This window comes from Microtetraspora malaysiensis, from assembly GCF_050947145.1.
Classification (GTDB): Bacteria; Actinomycetota; Actinomycetes; order Streptosporangiales; family Streptosporangiaceae; genus Microtetraspora_A; species Microtetraspora_A malaysiensis.
Genome location: NZ_CP191998.1, coordinates 2214120 through 2232217 on the forward strand (window position 1 = coordinate 2214120; position 18098 = coordinate 2232217).

An 18098-nucleotide genomic window follows, 5' to 3' on the forward strand; every position below is an offset into this window, starting at 1 on the left:
CCGTGATGAGGTGCACAGTGAGCTGCAGATCGTCGGATTCCTTATCGGGGGGGCGGCGGGACTCACCCTGCTGATCTCCCTGGCGGTCCTCGCGTTCGGGCGCCCGGCCAGGACCGAGGCCGTCCCGGGCGAGGAGGTCTGGTTCGGCGGGCCAGGGAAGACCGAGCACGGGGCGGACACGTCCGTTCTCGTGCTCACCGGCCGTCCGGCACACTGGCTGCCGGCGATCGACGTCGACTGGAAGGCGATGGCCGGGGCCGCGCAGCCGCGGGCCCGCACCGGCGGCGCCTCCGCGGGATGGTGAGGGCCGTGCGCGCGCTGACTCCTCTGCAGATCGACGACATCCGCTCCGCGCGCGGAGCGGCCGAGGCCCGCACCGGGCTGCGCTTCGCGGTCTATCTCGGGCGGGCCGAGGGGCCGAGGCGGGAGTTCGCCGAGCGGCTGCACGCCGCGCTCGGCGACGTCGCCGACCGGGCGGTCCTCATCATGGTCGACGTGGAGGACCGGGCCCTGGAGATCGTGACGGGCGAGCGGGCCAGGAAACTGCTCACGGACGGGGAGTGCCGGCTCGTGGCGGTCTCGATGGCCGCCGCCTTCGCCGCGGGCGATCTCGCCGGCGGCCTGGTCACCGGCCTCGCCGCCCTGGCCGACTGCGTGGCCCGCGTCTAGCGCTCCTCCAGGAGCTTCACCAGGTGGGCCGACACGTCGGCCAGCAGGGAGGCCGGCCGTACGGGCGCGGCCGCGACGGCGGAGAACAGGCTGGGCAATCCGGACAGGGAGAAGCCGTCGTCCTCGGTCGCCCGGTGGCCGACCTCGTTCTTGTCCAGCAAGGACCGGCTGCGCTCCCACGCGTCCCGGACCTCTTCCGGCGACGGCACACCGAAGCCGTGGCCGACCGGCGCGGCGTGGCGGAGCCGTACGAGCGGAGTCTCGGCGAAGGCCAGTGCGACGCGGGAGCGGAGAGCGAGATCGTCCTTCTCCGGCACCCAGTCCATGGCCGTGCAAGGGGTGCGGCAGCGGGCCACGCAGGTGGCCAGCGCGCCGGCGACCTGGCTGTGCTGCCGGTCGAAGTAGGCGCGCCAGCCCTGGCCGGGCTCGACCGCCACACGCAGCGTCCGCTCGACCGCCGACTGCTCCGCCCGCGTGTGGTCGCACTCCCGGTCGCCGATCGAGCCGAACCTGCTGCCCGGCGCGCGCAACCCCTCGGGCCAGCGCACCGGGTCGCCCGCGTGGCCGAGGGCCGGCTCGAACGCGAGCAGTGGGAGGTACTCGCTGGCGATGTGGACCGCCGAGATCATGGTGCTGAGCTCGCGCCGCCTCCAGCGGATCTCGATCACCTCCAGGAGCAGCGCGTACGAGGGCCGCAGCGACTCCAGGGCGCCGCGTGGCTGCTCACGGGACGTCTGCGGCATGTGGCAGGCGCGGGCGCGGCGCCGCAGGTCGGCCGGGACGCTGCGCGCGTCGTTCTCGTCGGCGAAGTCCTCGGCGTCCAGGGTGAGCAGTCGCTGGCCGAACTCGCACACCGCGGCCACCTCGTCGGCGCGTTCTCCGGGCCCCAGGACCGCGGGAGCGAGGGCTCCGACGTCACCGAACGAATATCGCTGTGCGAGCGCGATCAACAGGTCCCTGGCCGACTTCATCGAATCACCATCTCATGGCCAAGCATCATTCCTGACGGGGGTCGAAGACCCGGACCTCTCCGAGGTTCTCCGGGGCGACGACGCGGTGCTCCTCGGTGTCGTCGTACCTGGCCGTTCCCTGGAGGCGGGACTGCTCGATCACCTCGATCGCGTCGATCCAGCCGAGCTTTCTGCCGACCCGGGCACGCACCCTCTCTCCCTCCGAGAGAGAGCTCCACAGCCGCTCGCCGATGCCGTACGCCTTGACCTCGCGGGCCCGGCCGTCGTCGATCGCGCACCAGTAGGCGTACTTGGGATCGTTGTTTCCCTTGGTGCCGGCCTGGAAGCGGCGGAGCCGGACGATTTGGCCCTCGACCTCGGCCTTGCCGGTCAGATCGACGACCGCGTACCACAGCGGCACGCCCGCCACGACGGCGGCGACGGCGAGGAAGGTGGGACGGACGAGCGTGTCCGGCCACAGCCCGAAGGCCGACGCGACCAGCAGCGCGATCCAGGTCCAGAAACCCGCGAAGAAGCCCGCGGCCAGGGCGTAGAACAGCATCGGCAGCGGTTCCCTCGCCCACAGCATGCGACGGGGATAGCGGACGCGCACGACGTGCCACATGCCGCCGTAGTCGGACCAGGCCCGCCTGTCGTCGGCGGGGACGCCCACCGGCAGGCCCGCCACCGCGCGCGGCGCCAGGCCGAGCGCCGCGGCGTAGGCGAGGTGCCGCCCCCAGATCGTGACGGACGCCGCGGGCTGCTCGGCGAACCGGCCGGTGGCCGCCAGGTGCTCGCGCACGCCCAGCCACTGCCCCGCGGCCCGCGCGCCGTCCAGCGTGCCGCGCTCACCGTTGAGCCGCCCCATCAGCGCCAGGAGCAGGGCGAAGGTCACCACGGCCGCGCCCAGGCCGCCTTGGCGTTCGTCGTCGCTCATCGTGACCGCGACGGCGACCGCGAGGGAGGGTACGGCCGCCGCCGCGGTGAGCAGAGCCGCCTGGGCCCTGCTCCATCGGGGCCGGGACAGGCCCAGCGCCCGGGCCTCCACGATGACCTTTTTCCGGAAGCTCTTCCACCACCGGCCGAGATTCCGCGAGCCCTCGGCCAGCGCGCCGGTCGCCACGACCCCGTCCACGGCGAGCGACATCACGTGGTCGTAGACGAGCTTCTCGTACGGCCGGAGGTCGCCGGGGTCGCGGCGGAGCCGTACGAGGGACAGCTCGGGGCCGATCTCCTCGATCCGCACGACGCCTCTGGAGGCGAGGTCGAGCAGCGTGGCGGAGGGGGCCTCATCACACAGCTTCCAGTGGCCGGTGATCAGGTCGACGATCGCGGGGGAGTGGGGGGCGAGATCGCCGGTGGGCGGCGCCGCCACGACGTCCGGGTTGCGGGTGGCGAGGGCGAGCGCGGCCAGGAGCAGCAGCCAGAGCGCGACGGCCGCGCCCGCGGCCAGCCAGGGAAGCACGGTCAGAACCGAACCTGGACGGGGCCGCGCTCCTCGCCCGGCGCCTGGAAGTACTCACGCGGGGCGAACCCGGTCATGCCCGCGACGATGTTGGCCGGCACGGTCTGGATCGCGTTGTTGTAGGTCAGGACGGCGTCGTTGTAGTACTGCCGGGTGTAGGCGATGCGGTTCTCGGTGTCTGACAGCTCCTCCTGGAGCTCCGAGAAGTTCCGGCTGGCCTTGAGGTCGGGGTACGCCTCGGCGAGCGCGAACAGGCCCTTCAGCGCGCCGGAGAGCGCGTCCTCGGCCGCGGCCTGGTCCTTCGGGGTCTGGGCGCCGACCGCCCGGGAACGCGCCGCGACGACGGCTTCGAGCGCCTGACGCTCGTGGGAGGCGTATCCCTTGACGGTCTCGACGAGGTTGGGGATGAGGTCGTGCCGGCGCTTGAGCTGCACGTCGATCTGGGCCCAGGCGTTGTCCACCGCGCCGCGCCTGCGTACCAGGCCGTTGTAGAGGGAGCCGGCGGCGAGGCAGAGCAGCACGGCGATGACGGCGATGGAGATGAGCGTGATCACGGGGCCTCCTCGGGGTCGGGCACACGGTAGACGCGGCCCGCCGCGCTGTAAACGGCTCGACGCCACAATGTCACCCCGAGTAACTTGCGGCGTGCTTGCGCGGGGCTTTCACCGGCTCCTCCCGCACGCGGAGAACGGGAAGGCCCCGGCCTGAGCGGGCCGGGGCCTTCCGTTCGATCGGACGTTGCCGCGTCAGACGGCCGAGGCGTCCTTCTCCCGGGCGCGCAGCGCCCGGCTGATGCCGTCGGCGCCTTCGAGCACCAGACGCCGCAGCGCGTGCGGCGGCTGGGTCGCGGAGATGTGGTCCTCCGTCCGCGCGACCGTCTCCGGCCTGATCAGCAGGGCCGGGTAGCAGCCGATCACGAAGTTCTGCGCGCTGTCGGAGGTCCACTCCTTCCAGATGCGGCCGACCTCGTCGAAGTACTTCTCGCCGTACGGCTCGAGCAGCTCGACGTGGTTCGGGTCCATGAAGCCGCCGATCGTGGAGCGCAGCACCGCGCCGCTCAGCGTGCCGCCGGTGATGGCCGACCAGGTCTCCGCCTTGGCCTCCGGGGAGGGGATCGACGCCCGGCACATCGCGGCGGAACGCTCGCCCTTGGCGGTGGCGTCCCGCTGGAGCTCGGCGTCGATGTCCGCGGCCCCCAGGACGCCTCCGGAGACCAGTGCCTGGGTGAGCGTCCAGCGCAGGTCGGCGTCGACCGCGAGCCCCTCGGGGGCGGCGGTGCCGTCCAGGATGCCCTTGACGAACGCCAGGTCCTCGGCCGAGACCGCCACCGAGGTGAAGGCGTTGACGTAGGCGAGTTGGTGGTCGGAGCCCGGCGCGGCCGACGCGACCAGGCCGCGCAGCGCCCGGGCCAGCTCGGCCATGCCCTCGTCCACCCAGGCGGGGTCGGCGTACTGCTGTACGGCCAGCCGGGCCTGGCGCAGGACGGTCTGCACGACCGTGATGTCCTTGACCGCGTCGATGCCGGAGACGACCAGCTTGACGTAGTCGCGGGTGGCCATCTCGGAGTCCCGGGTCATGTCCCAGGCGGCCGACCAGCAGAGCGCGCGGGGCAGCGAGTCGGTGAACGCGGTGATGCCGCCGTCGACCAGCGCCCGCAGGGACCGGTCGTCGAGCCGGATCTTGGCGTAGGTGAGGTCGTCGTCGTTGACCAGGACCACGTCGGGCTGGGCCTCGCCGACCAGCTGGGGGACCGCGGTGCGGGCGCCCACGACGTCGAGCTCGACCCGCTTGGTGCGGGTGAGCACGCCGTCGATCATGGAGTAGAGGCCGATCGCCACCCGGTGCGAGCGGAGCGTCGGGTGCTCCTGCGGGGCCTCCTGCAGCACATCGAAGGTGAGGAAGCGGCCCTCGTCGTCGGTGGTGAAGGACGGGCGCAGCGTGTTGACCCAGGAGGTCTCCAGCCACTCCTTCGACCAGGACGACAGGTCGCGGCCGGAGGTGCGCTCCAGCGCCGTCAGCAGGTCCTGCAGGGTGGTGTTGCCCCAGGCGTGCTCGTTGAAGTAGTCGCGGACGCCGGCCAGGAAGTTGTCCAGGCCGACGTAGGCCACGAGCTGCTTGAGCACCGAGGCGCCCTTGGCGTACGTGATGCCGTCGAAGTTGACCTCGACGGCCTGCATGTCCGGGATGTCGGCGGCGATCGGGTGGGTCGAGGGGAGCTGGTCCTGCCGGTACGCCCAGGCCTTCTCGACGTTGGCGAAGGTGGTCCACGCGCCCTGGCCCCAGCGGGTGGCCTCGGCCTGGCACAGCACCGACATGTAGGTGGCGAACGACTCGTTCAGCCACAGGTCGTCCCACCAGCGCATGGTGACCAGGTCACCGAACCACATGTGCGCCATCTCGTGCAGGATCGTCTCCGCACGGCGCTCGACCATGGCGTCGGTGACCCGCGACCGGAAGACGTAGTCCTCCAGGAAGGTGACCGCGCCCGCGTTCTCCATCGCGCCCGCGTTGAACTCCGGGACGAAGAGCTGGTCGTACTTGCCGAAGGGGTAGCGCACGTCGAAGACGCGGTGGAAGAAGTCGAAGCCCTGCTTGGTGACCTCGAAGATATTGTCCGCGTCGAGGAACTCGGCCAGCGACTTGCGCACGTAGATGCCGAGCGGGATGCCGTCGTGCTCGTCCCTGACCACGGCGTACGGCCCGGCGATCAGCGCGGTGATGTACGTGGACATGACCGGCGTGGCCGGGAAGTGCCAGCGCCTGGCCGCCTGCAGCGTGCCGTGCCGGCCCTCGTGCGCCTCCAGTTCCTCGACCGAGTCGGGGGCGGCGTTGGACACGACCTCCCACTCCGCGGGCGCGAGCACGGCCAGCTCGAAGGTGGCCTTCAGATCAGGCTGGTCGAAGCAGGCGTACATCCGGTGCGCGTCGGCCGTCTCGAACTGGCTGTGCAGGTAGACGCGCTGGTCCACCGGGTCGACGAAGCGGTGCAGGCCCTCGCCGGTGCGCATGTAGGACGCGTCGGCGTCGACGCGCAGCACGTTCTGCTCGGCCAGGCCGGGCAGCGGGAGGCGGCCCTTCTCCTCGTCGTAGGTGCTCACGTCGAGCGCCACGCCGTTCAGCTTGGCGGACCTGACGTGCGCGCCGTGCAGGTCGATGAACGTGTCCGCTCCCGGTTGGCTGGAGGTGAAGTGGACCGTCGTGATGCTCTCGAACCGCTCCTCGCCCTCCGTCAGGTCGAGCTCGACCGCGTAAGACTGGACGGTCAGCAGCCGAGCGCGCTCCCGGGCCTCGTCACGGGTCAGATTCCCTGCCACATCCGCTCCTCATCACATGCCCCGCCGCTCCATCGCGGAGGGATGAACCGATCCTGCCATGCCCTGACGATGGAAATCGCCCTCAAATCGGCCGGTGGAATAGCCAGATCCGGCCATCGGTTACGCACCGATGCAACCACATTGCCCACCGAGAGGCTCCTTCATATGTCCGAGACCAAGACCGTCGACTTCTGGTTCGATCCCTTCTGTCCGTGGGCGTGGGTCACCTCCCGCTGGATGGTCGAGGTCGAGCGGGAGCGCCCGGTGCGCACGCGCTGGCGCATCATGAGCCTCGCCGTGCTCAACGAGGGCAAGGACATCCCGGAGGAGTACCGCGAGAAGCTCAGCCGGGCGATCGAGCCGGTGCGCGTGCTCGCCGCGGCCGCCGAGAAGTACGGCGAGGAGGTCCTCGGGACCCTTTACACGGAGCTCGGCACGCGGTTCCACGACGGGGGCAGGCGCAAGCAGCCGGAGACGTGGACGGAGACGATCGCGGAGGCGCTCACGGCCGCCGGGCTCGACCCCGAGCTCGTCTCCGCGATGGAGTCGGAGGAGTTCGACGACGCGGTCCGCGCATCGCACAACGAGGGCATCGAGTTGGTCGGCGAGGAGGTCGGCACCCCGATCATCGCCGTCGACGGCGTGGCGTTCTTCGGCCCGGTCGTCTCGCCCATCCCGCGCGGCGAGGACGCGGCCCGGCTGTGGGACGGCGTTCTGCTCGTGGCGGGCACGGACGGCTTCTTCGAGCTCAAGCGGTCCCGCACCCGCGGCCCGATCTTCGACTGACCTCGCATTTCTGGCTAATGCGGATTTTTAGCCGCTTGTCAGGCTCTGTTCGACTTTCGCGTTAGCCTGGACGCCGCGCCAGGGGCGCCGGCCCGAGTCGCACACAAGGATGAGGTTCATGCGTCAGCTGTACGTGAACGGAGTCTGGCTCTCGTCCACCTCGGGCGAGGGGGTCGACGTGGTCAACCCCACCACCGAGGAGATCATCGACCGCGTCCCCGCCGGCTCGCCCGCCGACGTCGAGCCGGCGGTCGCCGCCGCCCGCGCCGCATTTCCCTCGTGGTCGCGTACGGCGCCGGCCGAGCGCGGCAAGCTGCTCGCCGCGGCCGCCGGGCTGCTGCGGGAGCGGGCGGAGGAGATCGCGCGGACGATCACGACCGACCTGGGCGCCCCTTACCCGGTCGCCCTGCAGGTGCAGACGCTGATGCCCGCGGGCGTGCTCGAGAGCTACGCGCGGCTCGCGGAGGAGTACGACTTCGACCGGGGCCGGGTCGGCGACTCGCTCGTCGTCAAGGAGCCCGTCGGCGTCGTCGGCGCGATCACGCCCTGGAACTACCCGCTGCACCAGGTGATCTGCAAGGTCGCGCCGGCGCTCGCGGCCGGCTGCACGGTCGTCCTGAAGCCGAGCGAGGTGGCGCCGCTCGCCGCGTACGCGCTGGCGGACATCTTCCACGAGGTCGGCCTGCCCCCGGGCGTCTTCAACATGGTGAGCGGGCGCGGTCCGGTCGTCGGTGAGGCGCTGGTCACCCACCCGCACGTCGACATGGTCTCCTTCACCGGCTCGACCCACGCGGGACGGCGGGTCGCCGCGCTGGCCGCGGAGACCGTCAAGCGGGTGGCGCTCGAACTCGGCGGCAAGTCCGCGAACCTCATTCTCCCCGACGCCGATCTCGCGGCCGCCGTCAAGGTCGGCGTCGCCAACGCCTTCCTCAACTCCGGCCAGACCTGCTCGGCCTGGACCCGCATGCTCGTCCACTGGGACCAGTACGACGAGGCGGTACGGCTCGCCGTCGAGGCGGGGCGCAAGTACACGGTGGGTGACCCCTTCGCCGAGGGCACCCGCCTCGGGCCGCTGGTCTCCGCCGCGCAGCGCGACCGTGTGATCCGCTACATCAACCGGGGCCAGGAGGAAGGCGCGCGCCTCGTCCTCGGCGGCACCGACGCCCCCCTCGAACGCGGCTACTACGTCGAACCCACGATCTTCGCGGGCGTCGCGCCCGGCATGACGATCGAGCAGGAGGAGATCTTCGGGCCGGTCCTGGCGATCGTGCCCTTCGGCTCGGAGGACGAGGCCGTTCAGATCGCCGACGGCACGCCGTACGGCCTTTCCGGGGCGGTGTGGGCGGGCACCGAGGAGCGGGCGCTCGCCGTGGCCCGCCGGCTCCGCACCGGCCAGGTGGCCGTCAACGGCGGCCGGTTCAACCCGCTCGCGCCGTTCGGCGGCTACAAGCAGTCGGGCATCGGCCGCGAGCTGGGGGAAGCCGGCCTGGAGGAATACCTGGAGACGAAGGCGATCCTGCTCTAGGGGGTCTGCAGCAGGATCTTCCTACGGTCGTCCTTGGCCAGCCGGTCCACGTACAGGGTGCCGTTGAGGTGGTCGAACTCGTGCTGGAAGCAGCGGGCCAGCATGCCGCGCGCCTTGACCGTCACGGGCCGGCCGAGCCGGTCGAACCCGCGGAGCGTGACGCCCGCGGCGCGCGCGGTCGGGGCGTACAGCGGCTTGCCGGTCTCCTTGCCGGGCACGGACAGGCAGCCCTCCTCCTCGAGGACCTCCTCGGGGTCGTCGATCGTGAGCTCGGGGTTCACCACGTGGCCCTTGCGGTTGCTGATGTCGTAGACGAAGAGCCGCCGGCCCACGCCGATCTGCGGACCGGCCAGCCCCACTCCGTCGGCCATGTACATGATCGAGAACATCTCGTCGATGAGCCGGCGCAGTTCCCGGTCGAAGTCGGTGACCGGCTCGGCGGGGGTGCGCAGGACGGGGTCGCCCACGTAGCGGATCTCGCGCATGTCTCTCCTGGTCTGTCGGCCTCCGCGCCTGCCCGGTAAGGAGTCACGGGGGCGGTGGCTTGTTACTTTAGTGGAGCCCCTGAAGTCGTGTCTCGGGTGAGCACCTGCGAGACTTGGGCTGTGCGTGTCTACATCGGTGCCGACCATGCCGGCTACGAGCTTAAGAACCACCTCGTCTCCTGGCTGAAGGAGCAGAACCACGAGGTGATCGACTGCGGTCCGTTCGTCTACGACGCCGAGGACGACTATCCGGCGTTCGTGCTGCGCGCCGCTCAGGGGGTGGCGGGCGACCCCGGCAGCCTCGGCGTGGTGCTCGGCGGCTCCGGCAACGGCGAGCAGATCGCGGCCAACAAGGTGCGCGGCATCCGGGCCGCGCTCGCGTGGAACGACGACACCGCGCGGCTCGCCCGCGAGCACAACGACGCCAACGTGATCAGCCTGGGCGGCCGGATGCACCCCGTCGAGGACGCGGTGCGCTTCGTGGAGATCTTCCTCTCCACGCCGTTCTCCGGGGTCGAGCGGCACGTCCGCAGGATCGGCCAGCTCTCCGGCTACGAGACGACCGGCGAGCTGCCGCCGCTGCCGTAGCCGCCGCCTCCGGTCACGCGTCGGAAGGCGGGCCGACGTCCGCCTCCCGACGTTCCGTCACTCCTCCGGCCGTTCCTTGCCGCGACGCGCCTCGCGTCGCGGCATCTCGTCGCGCAGCAGCCGCCGGTCTGCGGCCTCCTGCTGATCCGGGGTGGGCCGGGACACGTCCCGGGCCCGCATCGCGACGACCGTCGTAATCTGCAAGTTTTGCAGCGCCATGAGGCGAGCCTAGAAGATCAGGCCGCCCCACGGGCGCGGCTCCCACGACATCGCGGTGGACAGCGCGCGCAGCGCGCCCTCGCTGTGCTCGGTGATCAGGCCCGCCGCCCCCAGCGCGGTCAGGGGACGCCCGCCCAGGTACGCGGCGCCGAGCGCGTCCACGGGCAGCGTCACGTCGGCGGGGTCGCCGGTCCGCGCACAGGACGCCTTCACCGTGCCGGGTCCCGCGCTCGCGACCAGCCGGAAGCGGCCCGCGTTCCACGGGCACACCCGGTCCTCCACCTCGATCACGAGGTCCACAGGGGAGGCGTAGGCGCGGGAGGCCAGCGCCCGGTCCACGTCCACCAGGCGGATCCACAGGTCGTCCAGCCAGCCCGCGTTGAGCTGCCGCGGCTCGGCCAGCAGATGCATGATCGGGTCGTCCACCGGGCGCGCCCAGACGCGCAGCCGCGCGCACAGGTCCCGGTCCAGCACGCTGCGCCAGGTCAGCGCGTACGCCGCGGGGTCGGTGGCGAACAGCTCCCGCAGCAGGACCTCACCGTCGGGCACGCTGTGCTCGGTCCACCCGTCCTTGACCCGGAACAGGGCGTAGCCCCGCGGCCCGTGGTCGTCCTCGACGATCACGCAGCGCAGCGGACCGTTCCCCCTGCGCTGGGCCTCCTCGTCCCCGACGACGCTGAGGCGCCAGCGCGCGTCGGAGCGGGCGTACAGGCCCGGCCGGGTGGTCCGCACGGCCTCGAAGACCTTCTCCAGGTCGGCCCGGGCCGCGGCCGGATCGGCGAGACGCACGCGCAGGGACGGGTCCGAGGGGGCGTCGCGCCGGAACGCCGAGTGCGCGGTCGGGATGCGGAAGAAGACGGAGTCGGCGGCCCTGCCGTACCCGAACCGGCCGTAGATCGCCGCCTCCGAGGCGTAGAGCGCGGCGACGGACTCGCCCTTCTCGTGCAGGTCGCCGAGCTGGTGGGTCATCAGCGCGGTCAGGACGCCCTTGCGGCGGTGCGAGGGAAGCACGCCCACCGCGGTGACCCCGGCGACCGGCATGGGGCCGCCCGGCACGGTCATCGTGAGGCCCGCCACGACGGTGCCGCCGACGAGGAGATCTCCGTCGTATGCCCCCAGCGAGCGGTCCACCTCGAACAGCTCGCGCCAGTGATCGCGTTCCTCGGTGTCGGGGGAGTTGAACGCCTCACGCTGGACTCGGATGAATTCCGGCCAATCGGACTCTGCGATGGGACGAACCTGGACACTCATCCGTTCACAGTAGGAGCGTGTAAAGGTCGAGGGCCAGCGAATAACCCTCGGTCCTTGGTGATCTAGGCCTTGGTCAAGTGGCTGCCCACATCGGCGGCGGGCGGATACAGTCGAGGTCATCATGAGTTCCCGTCGGACGCCGCTCATCCCTCCACGGCTCCGTGCTCTGCTGGTGCGTGTGCCGCTTCTGGTGCCGCTTGTCCGATTGCTGAGGAAGAGTTCGTCGAACGATCGCCATCGCCTGATCGCCCTGATGGTCGCCACGCTGCTTGTTGGCGTGCTCGACATCCAGGTGTCCGATCACTGGTTCTCACCCGCCCTGCTGGTACCGCTGATGCTCATCGGCGGCCTCCAGCTCCGGCTGCGCAGTCTGGCCATCCTGCTCTGCGCGGTCGTCGCCTCCCTCCTCTACATGGCCGTGGCCGGAGGCGTCATGCGGCTCGGGCCGGGGTTGCTCATCACCGTCGGCTTCACCGCCATCCTCGCCTGGATCATGGCCCGGACGCGCGCCAAGCTCGGTGTGCAGGGCCTGCGCGGCGACGCGATGCTGCTGGAGCTGCGTGATCGGCTCAAACGCCAGAGCGAGCTGCCGCACCTCCCCAAGCACTGGGGCGGCAAGGTGGTGCTCAAGCAGGCCGGCGGCTCCTCCTTCGGGGGCGACTTCGTGGTGTCCGTACGGCAGGGCGACCGCGTGGAGATCGCGGTCGTCGACGTCTCGGGCAAGGGCGTGGACGCCGGCACCCGGGCGCTGATGCTCTCCGGGACCTTCGGCGGGCTGCTCGGCTCGGTGGACGACTTCCTGCACGCGTGCAACTCCTACCTGCACCGGCAGCGCGGCGACGAGGGGTTCGTCACCGCCGCCCACCTGAGTCTCGACCTTTCCACCGGTGAGTACGTCATCACGTCGGCGGGGCACCCGCCCGTCGTCAAGTTCGACGCGGGCACGGGCACCTGGCACGTCTCCGCGGCCAAGGGCGTGGTGCTCGGCGTGGTGCCCGACCTGCACTGCGAGCCCGACACCGGCGTGCTGCGCAAAGGCGACGCCCTGATGCTCTACACCGACGGCCTCATCGAGCAGCCGGGCCGCGACATCGACGCCGGGCTCGACCGTCTGCTGGGCGAGGCCGAGCGCCGGCTGCTGCCCACCGGATACCGGGAGGGCGCCCGGCAGATCGTCAACTCCATGTCCGCGGGGCACAACGACGACTGCGCCCTCGTTCTGATCTGGCGCCCATGAGCCACTGAACGGTGGGTTACGCTCGACACGGGCAACGCATGGAAAGAACACTTCTCCTCCGCGGGGGTACGCGCTGATGAACTGGCTGTTCTTGGCCGGATTCCTGGTCCTTTTTGTGGGCCTTCTCCTCTCCATCGCGTTGCACGAGATCGGGCACCTCGTCCCCGCCAAGCTCTTCGGCGTGCGCGTGACGCAGTACATGGTGGGCTTCGGTCCCACGCTCTGGTCGCGCGGGCGCGGCGAGACCGAGTACGGCGTGAAGTGGCTTCCCTTCGGCGGCTACATCCGCATGATCGGCATGTTGCCGCCGCGGCCGAGCGATGACCCCACCAAGCTGCGCAGCGTCTCGACCGGTCCGTGGCAGGGCCTCATCGAGAACGCCAGGGCCGTCGCCTCCGAGGAGATCCGCCCCGGCGACGAGAGCCGCGTCTTCTACCGCAAGCCCTGGTGGCAGAAGGTCATCATCATGTCCGGCGGGCCGGCGATGAACTTCGTGCTGGCCTTCGCGCTGTTCTCGGTCGTCGCCATGGGCTTCGGCGTCCAGACGTACAAGCCGGTCGTCTCGACGGTGTCCCAGTGCGTGGTGCCGGCCACCAAGGCCGAGCAGCGCGATTGCCGGCCGAGTGACCCGATTACCCCGGCGGCCAAGGCCGGCCTGCTTCCGGGTGACCGCATCGTCTCCGTCGGCGGCACGCGGGTGAGCTCGTGGGAGTCGGCGACCGCGCTGATCCGCGCGCACGGTGCGGGCCGTACCGACCTGGGCGTCGTCCGCGGGGGCAAGGAGACGACGATCGGCGTGGACCTGATCGCCCAGGACCGCCCGTCGGTGGACGACCCGGACAAGATCGAGAAGAATGTCGGCTTCCTCGGTGTCGCGCCGACGATGGTCGTCGAGAAGCAGGGCCCGGGCTTCGTCGTCAGGCAGATGTGGGACTTCACCCAGCGCACCGCCGTCGCCATGGTCAACATCCCCAAGAAGATGGTGGGCGTCTGGAACGCGGCCTTCTCGGGCGAGAAGCGCGACCCGAACGGGCCGGTCGGCATCGTCGGCGCGGGGCGCTTCGGCGGTGAGATCGCGGCCTCGTCCGTCCCGCTCGAAAACAAGATCATCATCTTCATCAACCTGCTCGCGGGGCTGAACCTCGCCGTCGGCATGTTCAACCTCATCCCGCTGCTGCCGCTGGACGGCGGGCACATCGCGGGCGGCCTCTGGGAAGGGCTCAAGCGAGGCTTCGCCCGCGTCAGCCGCCGCCCCATGCCGGGGTACGTGGACGTCGCCAAGGCGTTGCCGGTCACGTACGTCATGGCGGCCCTGTTGCTGGTCATGGGCGGCCTGCTGGTCTACGCCGACCTGGTGAACCCGATCCGCCTGTCCGGCTGACCGCCGAGCCCCGGCGATGTGGTGATCACGCGGGCGGGCGCGCCTCGGGGGCGGGGGCGTGCCCGCCCGCGCGATCGCGGGGGGTGAGGTGGATGGCTTCAGTACATCGAGATGTGCACGTGGTCGTAGTGGTTGGCGGTGACGCCGCCGCGGTTTGACATCGTCCGCCATCCAGGGCTGCCGAGGTTGTAGATCCGCTGCTGCCAGATCACGTACTTGACGCCCAGCTTGGAGCCGTTCTTGATGACCCAGGCGGCGACGCTGTCGCCCAGGGCCTTCATTCCCGAGCTCGGCATGGCGCCGCCGGAACTCATCATGAAGTCGCAGGCGCGGCCGAGAGGATGCTCGCCGCCGTCGTTCTCGGCCCGGTAGCAGCCGACCGTGAACTTCAGGTCGAAGTTCTTGCTGACCTGTTCCTTCATCAGCCGGGTCCGCGGCGTGATGTTGTCGCTGCCCGAGGGCAGCTCCGGAGCCCAGCCGCCGGCGGAGCGTCTGCCCGGCGCGATCGGTATGAGCTGATCGAGCTTGGCCCGGATGTCGTCGATCAGCTTCTCGGCGTCCTTGCGCTGCCGGGCGACCTCCTCCGACCGCGTCTTGATCTCCGTGATCAGGGCGGCGGCCGCGTCCGCCGCGGCTTTGCGCTCCGCTTTGAGCGTGGCGAACTGCGAGACCACGACGGCCTGCTCGTCCTGGAGCTGGGCCAGCACGGCCGCCCCTTGCAGGTCGGGGGTGCCGAACAGGCCGAGGTCGTGCGTTTGGTAGCGCAGGCCCGCGAGGCTGACCATCTCCCGCCGCGCTGCCTCGAAGTCGCCCTCGGCCTTGGCCAGCCGCTCCTTGGCCGCCTTCTCCGACTGCTGGGCCTTGGCGAGCTCGACCCGTTTGCCGTTGTAGTCGGCGATCAGTTTGTCGATCTTCTTGCGCAGGTCGGCGAGCTGCTTCTTGAGCTGGGTCTCGCTTGGCTTGGGAGCGGCGGCGCCGGCGGCAGAGGCAGTACCGAAGACGAGGGCGGCGGCGGTCAGCGCGGCCGCGGCCGCCGGAAACGCGCGGGGCAGAGCCCACTCCTCTCCATCTGCCGGCCGGGTTAGCTGACGGGTTCGGACTGGAGAAGTCCGGGCACGTGCGTGCCTTCACCCCAGGTGCTCGGCGTCCGTCCCGTACGAGGACGGATCGCCACAAGGTCGTGGGTCCCCGGCTCCCGGGCGAGGCGCCCGGGATTAGGCGCACCGGCGGTGACCGCCGGTGCGATGGATAGTAGTGGTAAAAGCGAGGTTTGCGCTAATTAAAGTTGCAATCGATTAGAGATCAATTCGTTATCGAGGATTCGCGAAGCATCCGGGCGGCCTCCTCGGGCGCGACGTCGTTGACGAAGGCCCCCATCGCCGACTCCGACCCCGCCAGATACTTCAGCTTGTCCGGCGCCCTCCGGACGCTGAAGAGCTGGAGGTGGAGGTGGGCCAGCTCCCGCCGGTACCGCACGGGCGCCTGGTGCCAGGCCGCCACGTACGGCATGGCCACCCCGAACAGCGCGTCAAGTCGGCGCAACACCCCGGTGTAGAGCGGCCCGAAGGCGGCCCGCTCGTCCGCGTCCAGGGAGGGCAGGTCCGGCACCCGCCGATGCGGATAGACGTGGACCTCGAACGGATAGCGGGCGGCGGCCGGGACGAACGCGGTCCAGTGCTCGTTGGCCGCCACCACCCGAGGCCCCTTCCGCTCGGCGGCCAGCACGTCCGCGAAGAGGTTGCCGCCGCGGTGCCGCGCCGCGACGTCGAGCATGTGCCGGGTACGCGGCGTCACGTACGGATAGGCGTAGATCTGGCCGTGCGGGTGGGGGAGGGTGATGCCGATCTCCGCGCCCCTGTTCTCGAAGCAGAAGACTTGCTCCACCCCCGGCAGGGCGGCCAGCTCGGCGGTGCGGTCGGCCCACGCGGCGAGGACGAGCTCCACCTGGCCGGGGCCGAGCGAGGAGAAGGACGCGTCGTGGTCGGAGGTGAAGCAGACCACCTCGCACCGCCCGGTGCCGGGCCGCGCCGCGCTCAGCCCGCCGGGATCGGGAAAGTCGCCCTCCGCGAAACTGAACGAGGGGAAGCGGTTCTCGAAGACCGCGACGTCGTAGGCCGAGGGGATCTCCGAGGCGGGGTGCGCCGGGCAGAGCGGGCACTCGTCGGCGGCAGGCAGGTGGGTCCTGGTCTGGCGATGCCCGGCGATCGCGATCCACTCGTCCATGAGCGGGTCGTAGCGCATCTGCGAGGCGGGCGGGCGCGGCGGCAGGTCGCGCGGGTCCACCGCGCCTCGGTCGGCGTCGTCGCGCCGGTCGTAGTAGAACAGCTCTCGCCCGTCGGCCAGGTGTGTGATCGTGCGCTTCATGCCGTGGGCTCCGCCCGCTCGTTCGGCTCGGACGGATCGGCCAGCAGCAGCTCGCCCACGCGCTCGGACAGTTCCGCGCGGGCCTCGGCGGGCAGGCCGGTGTCGCTCACGACGACGTCGGCCCGATCGAGGTGGGCGATCGTGCTGATGCCGACCGTGCCCCACTTGGAGTGGTCGGCCAGGACCACCAGCCGCTGCGCCGACCCGACCAGCTCGCGGTCGGTCTCGGCCTCCAGCAGGTTGGGCGTGGTGAACCCGGCGCGGACGTTCATCCCGTGGACGCCGAGAAGTAGCACGTCGACGTTCAACGAGCGGATCGCCGCCACCGCGACCGGGCCGACCAGCGCGTCGGAGGGGGTGCGTACGCCCCCGACCAGCACCACGGTCTGGTCCGGCCGTCCGGACCGGTGGAACACGTCCGCGACCTTCAGTGAGTTCGTGATGACGGTCAGCTCGGGCACGTCGGTGAGGTACCGCGCCGCCGTCCACGTGGTCGTACCGGCCGACAGCGCGACCGAGCTGCCCGGACGCACGAGACGTGCGGCGCGGCGCGCGATGGCCTCCTTCTCGGCCTGCTGCCGCGCCGACTTGGCGGAGAACCCCGGTTCCTCGGTCGACCCGGCGCCGGAGATCGTGGCGCCTCCGTGGACCTTCTCGACCAGCCCCCGATCGGCGAGCGCCTCCAGGTCGCGCCGAATCGTCATGTCGGACACGCCGAGGTCCCGGACCAGCTCCGCGACGCGCGCGCCACCGGTTCTGCGGATCCGCTCCAGGATCGCCTGCTGCCGTAACTGGGCCAGCATCACCGCTCCAATCAACAGATTCCAACAAACTATGCCACATTGTTTCGGGGGATCATGTTTGATCCTGAGGATATGAGCGGCGACGCTGTACGGGCCCGGCCGCCTCATGAAGAGTGAGGGCACTGGCTGTACGACGGAAGGCGGTTCCCGCATGGGCAAGCGAGCGCGCAAGTCGAAGTCACGGAAGAAGAAGCAGGCGAACCACGGCAAGCGGCCCACCGGCCGCTAGCCGGCCCGGGCCTCGGGGCGGTGGGTGGCACCCTCGGCGCCCCCACCGTCCACCGGGGCCTCAGCGCGTACGGCGGCCGCTTCGCCGGAAGTCCGCGGCGGCCGCGACCAGCACGCCGGCGACCATGAGGAGCCGCAGCCCGATGTCGGGAAACCGCGTCATGGTGCCGAAATACCGCTCGGCGGCCACGAGATCGAGCTTGTACGACGCCACTGTGTTCATGTAGACGCTGTGCGCGATCGAGAGCACGGCCGCGAGCGCGAGCGTGCAGACGGCGACGCCCAGTCCCGCCGACAGCGCGGCCCTGCGGCGGTTCGGCGCCAGCAGAAAGCCCGCGGCCAGCAGGGTCGCCGAGGTCGCCGGAAGGATCCAGCCGAGCGAGGTGTAGGCGAACCTGCCGGTCGTGATCAGGCGCAGCCCCTTGTGCGCCATCCTGGCGGCATCGATCCACAGGCCCTGGTAGACGGCACTGTGTGACAGGCGCGGCAGCTTCTCGGCCACCAGGCTCCTGACATGGTCCAGCTTCACGTTGAGATCCACCGGAAGCCCGCGCTGTTCGAGCGCGGCGGCCGCCTCGTCCACACTCCACACCTCGCCCGCCGTCCACACAGCGACCATGGAGAGCGGCGCGAGCACGCACCCGAAGGCGATCAGGAGGGCCGCGAACCCCGCCGCGAGGTGCCAGCGAGGACGGCCCGACGCCGCACATCGCCGGCGCAGGCGGAGCGGTTCGGCGTGCGCGTCCGTCTCGGTCACACCACCGCTCCTCCCCCGTGCGTTTCCGGGGGAGATACCCGCGACGCCGGACGGCACGGGGAAAGGCCGGGTCAAG

At 70.9% G+C, this 18098-nt stretch carries 19 protein-coding genes and 1 riboswitch; of the genes, 8 read left to right on the plus strand and 11 right to left on the minus strand.

Annotated features, from left to right (window positions below; genetic code table 11):
- Positions 1–10 precede the first annotated feature (10 nt).
- Complete coding sequence (locus ACQP1V_RS10740) at positions 11–304, plus strand: hypothetical protein (protein ID WP_433421539.1); 294 nt, start codon at positions 11–13, stop codon at positions 302–304.
- Positions 305–309: 5 nt separating this feature from the next.
- Positions 310–669, plus strand: coding sequence for a TPM domain-containing protein (locus ACQP1V_RS10745; RefSeq protein WP_387416536.1), 360 nt, complete (start codon positions 310–312; stop codon positions 667–669).
- Here ACQP1V_RS10745 and ACQP1V_RS10750 read toward each other — a convergent pair.
- The 4 genes from ACQP1V_RS10750 to pepN all read right to left on the minus strand — a co-directional run bounded on the left by ACQP1V_RS10750 (position 666) and on the right by pepN (position 6398).
- Entirely contained in the window at positions 666–1640 is a 975-nt protein-coding gene (locus ACQP1V_RS10750; RefSeq protein ID WP_433421542.1) for a hypothetical protein, read from the minus strand. The genes ACQP1V_RS10745 and ACQP1V_RS10750 overlap by 4 nt on opposite strands.
- A gap of 25 nt (positions 1641–1665) precedes the next feature.
- A complete protein-coding gene (locus tag ACQP1V_RS10755) occupies positions 1666–3084 on the minus strand; it encodes a DUF2207 family protein (protein WP_433421544.1) in 1419 nt (472 codons plus the stop codon).
- A 2-nt stretch (positions 3085–3086) separates the two neighbouring features.
- The gene (locus tag ACQP1V_RS10760; protein ID WP_433421546.1) at positions 3087–3638 is read right to left on the minus strand and encodes a LemA family protein; all 552 of its coding nucleotides are present in this window, start codon (positions 3636–3638) and stop codon (positions 3087–3089) included.
- Between the two features lie 192 nt (positions 3639–3830).
- Positions 3831–6398: an aminopeptidase N gene (gene pepN / locus ACQP1V_RS10765; protein WP_433421549.1), complete on the minus strand. Its 2568-nt coding sequence runs from the start codon at positions 6396–6398 to the stop codon at positions 3831–3833.
- Between the two features lie 165 nt (positions 6399–6563).
- Here pepN and ACQP1V_RS10770 point away from each other — a divergent pair, with 165 nt between their 5' ends.
- Together ACQP1V_RS10770 and ACQP1V_RS10775 are read left to right on the plus strand one after the other, a co-directional pair.
- Positions 6564–7184, plus strand: a complete 621-nt coding sequence (locus ACQP1V_RS10770) for a mycothiol-dependent nitroreductase Rv2466c family protein (RefSeq protein ID WP_433421551.1) — start codon at positions 6564–6566, stop codon at positions 7182–7184.
- Positions 7185–7302: 118 nt separating this feature from the next.
- Positions 7303–8709 carry an aldehyde dehydrogenase family protein gene (locus ACQP1V_RS10775; protein ID WP_433421554.1) on the plus strand — a complete coding sequence of 469 codons (1407 nt, stop codon included), beginning with the start codon at positions 7303–7305 and terminating at the stop codon, positions 8707–8709.
- Here the strand turns inward: ACQP1V_RS10775 and def are convergent.
- Positions 8706–9194, minus strand: a complete 489-nt coding sequence (def, locus tag ACQP1V_RS10780) for a peptide deformylase (protein WP_067141048.1) — start codon at positions 9192–9194, stop codon at positions 8706–8708. The genes ACQP1V_RS10775 and def overlap by 4 nt on opposite strands.
- A gap of 120 nt (positions 9195–9314) precedes the next feature.
- Here def and ACQP1V_RS10785 point away from each other — a divergent pair, with 120 nt between their 5' ends.
- Entirely contained in the window at positions 9315–9782 is a 468-nt protein-coding gene (locus tag ACQP1V_RS10785) for a ribose-5-phosphate isomerase (protein ID WP_433421557.1), read from the plus strand.
- 57 nt (positions 9783–9839) lie between these two features.
- On the opposite strand, the gene ACQP1V_RS10790 is transcribed toward ACQP1V_RS10785, so the two are convergent.
- Positions 9840–10001 (minus strand): hypothetical protein, encoded by a 162-nt coding sequence (locus tag ACQP1V_RS10790; protein ID WP_387416545.1) that lies wholly within the window; start codon positions 9999–10001, stop codon positions 9840–9842.
- Between the two features lie 9 nt (positions 10002–10010).
- Positions 10011–11252: a GNAT family N-acetyltransferase gene (locus ACQP1V_RS10795; RefSeq protein ID WP_433421560.1), complete on the minus strand. Its 1242-nt coding sequence runs from the start codon at positions 11250–11252 to the stop codon at positions 10011–10013.
- Between the two features lie 121 nt (positions 11253–11373).
- Between ACQP1V_RS10795 and ACQP1V_RS10800 the strand changes: the two genes are divergently transcribed.
- The gene (locus ACQP1V_RS10800; RefSeq protein WP_433421563.1) at positions 11374–12489 is read left to right on the plus strand and encodes a PP2C family protein-serine/threonine phosphatase; all 1116 of its coding nucleotides are present in this window, start codon (positions 11374–11376) and stop codon (positions 12487–12489) included.
- 76 nt (positions 12490–12565) lie between these two features.
- Complete coding sequence (locus ACQP1V_RS10805; protein ID WP_433421566.1) at positions 12566–13870, plus strand: M50 family metallopeptidase; 1305 nt, start codon at positions 12566–12568, stop codon at positions 13868–13870.
- Between the two features lie 98 nt (positions 13871–13968).
- Here ACQP1V_RS10805 and ACQP1V_RS10810 read toward each other — a convergent pair whose 3' ends face one another.
- From ACQP1V_RS10810 to ACQP1V_RS10820, 3 genes are all read right to left on the minus strand, one after another.
- Positions 13969–14655, minus strand: a complete 687-nt coding sequence (locus ACQP1V_RS10810) for a coiled-coil domain-containing protein (protein ID WP_433421569.1) — start codon at positions 14653–14655, stop codon at positions 13969–13971.
- A gap of 271 nt (positions 14656–14926) precedes the next feature.
- Positions 14927–15101, minus strand: a riboswitch (cyclic di-AMP (ydaO/yuaA leader).
- 71 nt (positions 15102–15172) lie between these two features.
- On the minus strand, positions 15173–16234 hold the full coding sequence (gene galT, locus ACQP1V_RS10815; protein WP_433421571.1) for a galactose-1-phosphate uridylyltransferase: 1062 nt from the start codon (positions 16232–16234) through the stop codon (positions 15173–15175).
- Positions 16231–17037 carry a DeoR/GlpR family DNA-binding transcription regulator gene (locus ACQP1V_RS10820; RefSeq protein WP_433421573.1) on the minus strand — a complete coding sequence of 269 codons (807 nt, stop codon included), beginning with the start codon at positions 17035–17037 and terminating at the stop codon, positions 16231–16233. The genes galT and ACQP1V_RS10820 overlap by 4 nt, the downstream gene beginning before the upstream one ends.
- Before the next feature lie 151 nt (positions 17038–17188).
- On the opposite strand from ACQP1V_RS10820, the gene ACQP1V_RS10825 reads away from it, so the two are divergent.
- A complete protein-coding gene (locus tag ACQP1V_RS10825) occupies positions 17189–17266 on the plus strand; it encodes a 50S ribosomal protein bL37 (protein WP_387416559.1) in 78 nt (25 codons plus the stop codon).
- Between the two features lie 60 nt (positions 17267–17326).
- Here the strand turns inward: ACQP1V_RS10825 and ACQP1V_RS10830 are convergent, their stop codons facing one another.
- Positions 17327–18022 carry a hypothetical protein gene (locus ACQP1V_RS10830; RefSeq protein WP_433421576.1) on the minus strand — a complete coding sequence of 232 codons (696 nt, stop codon included), beginning with the start codon at positions 18020–18022 and terminating at the stop codon, positions 17327–17329.
- Between the last annotated feature and the right edge of the window lie 76 nt (positions 18023–18098).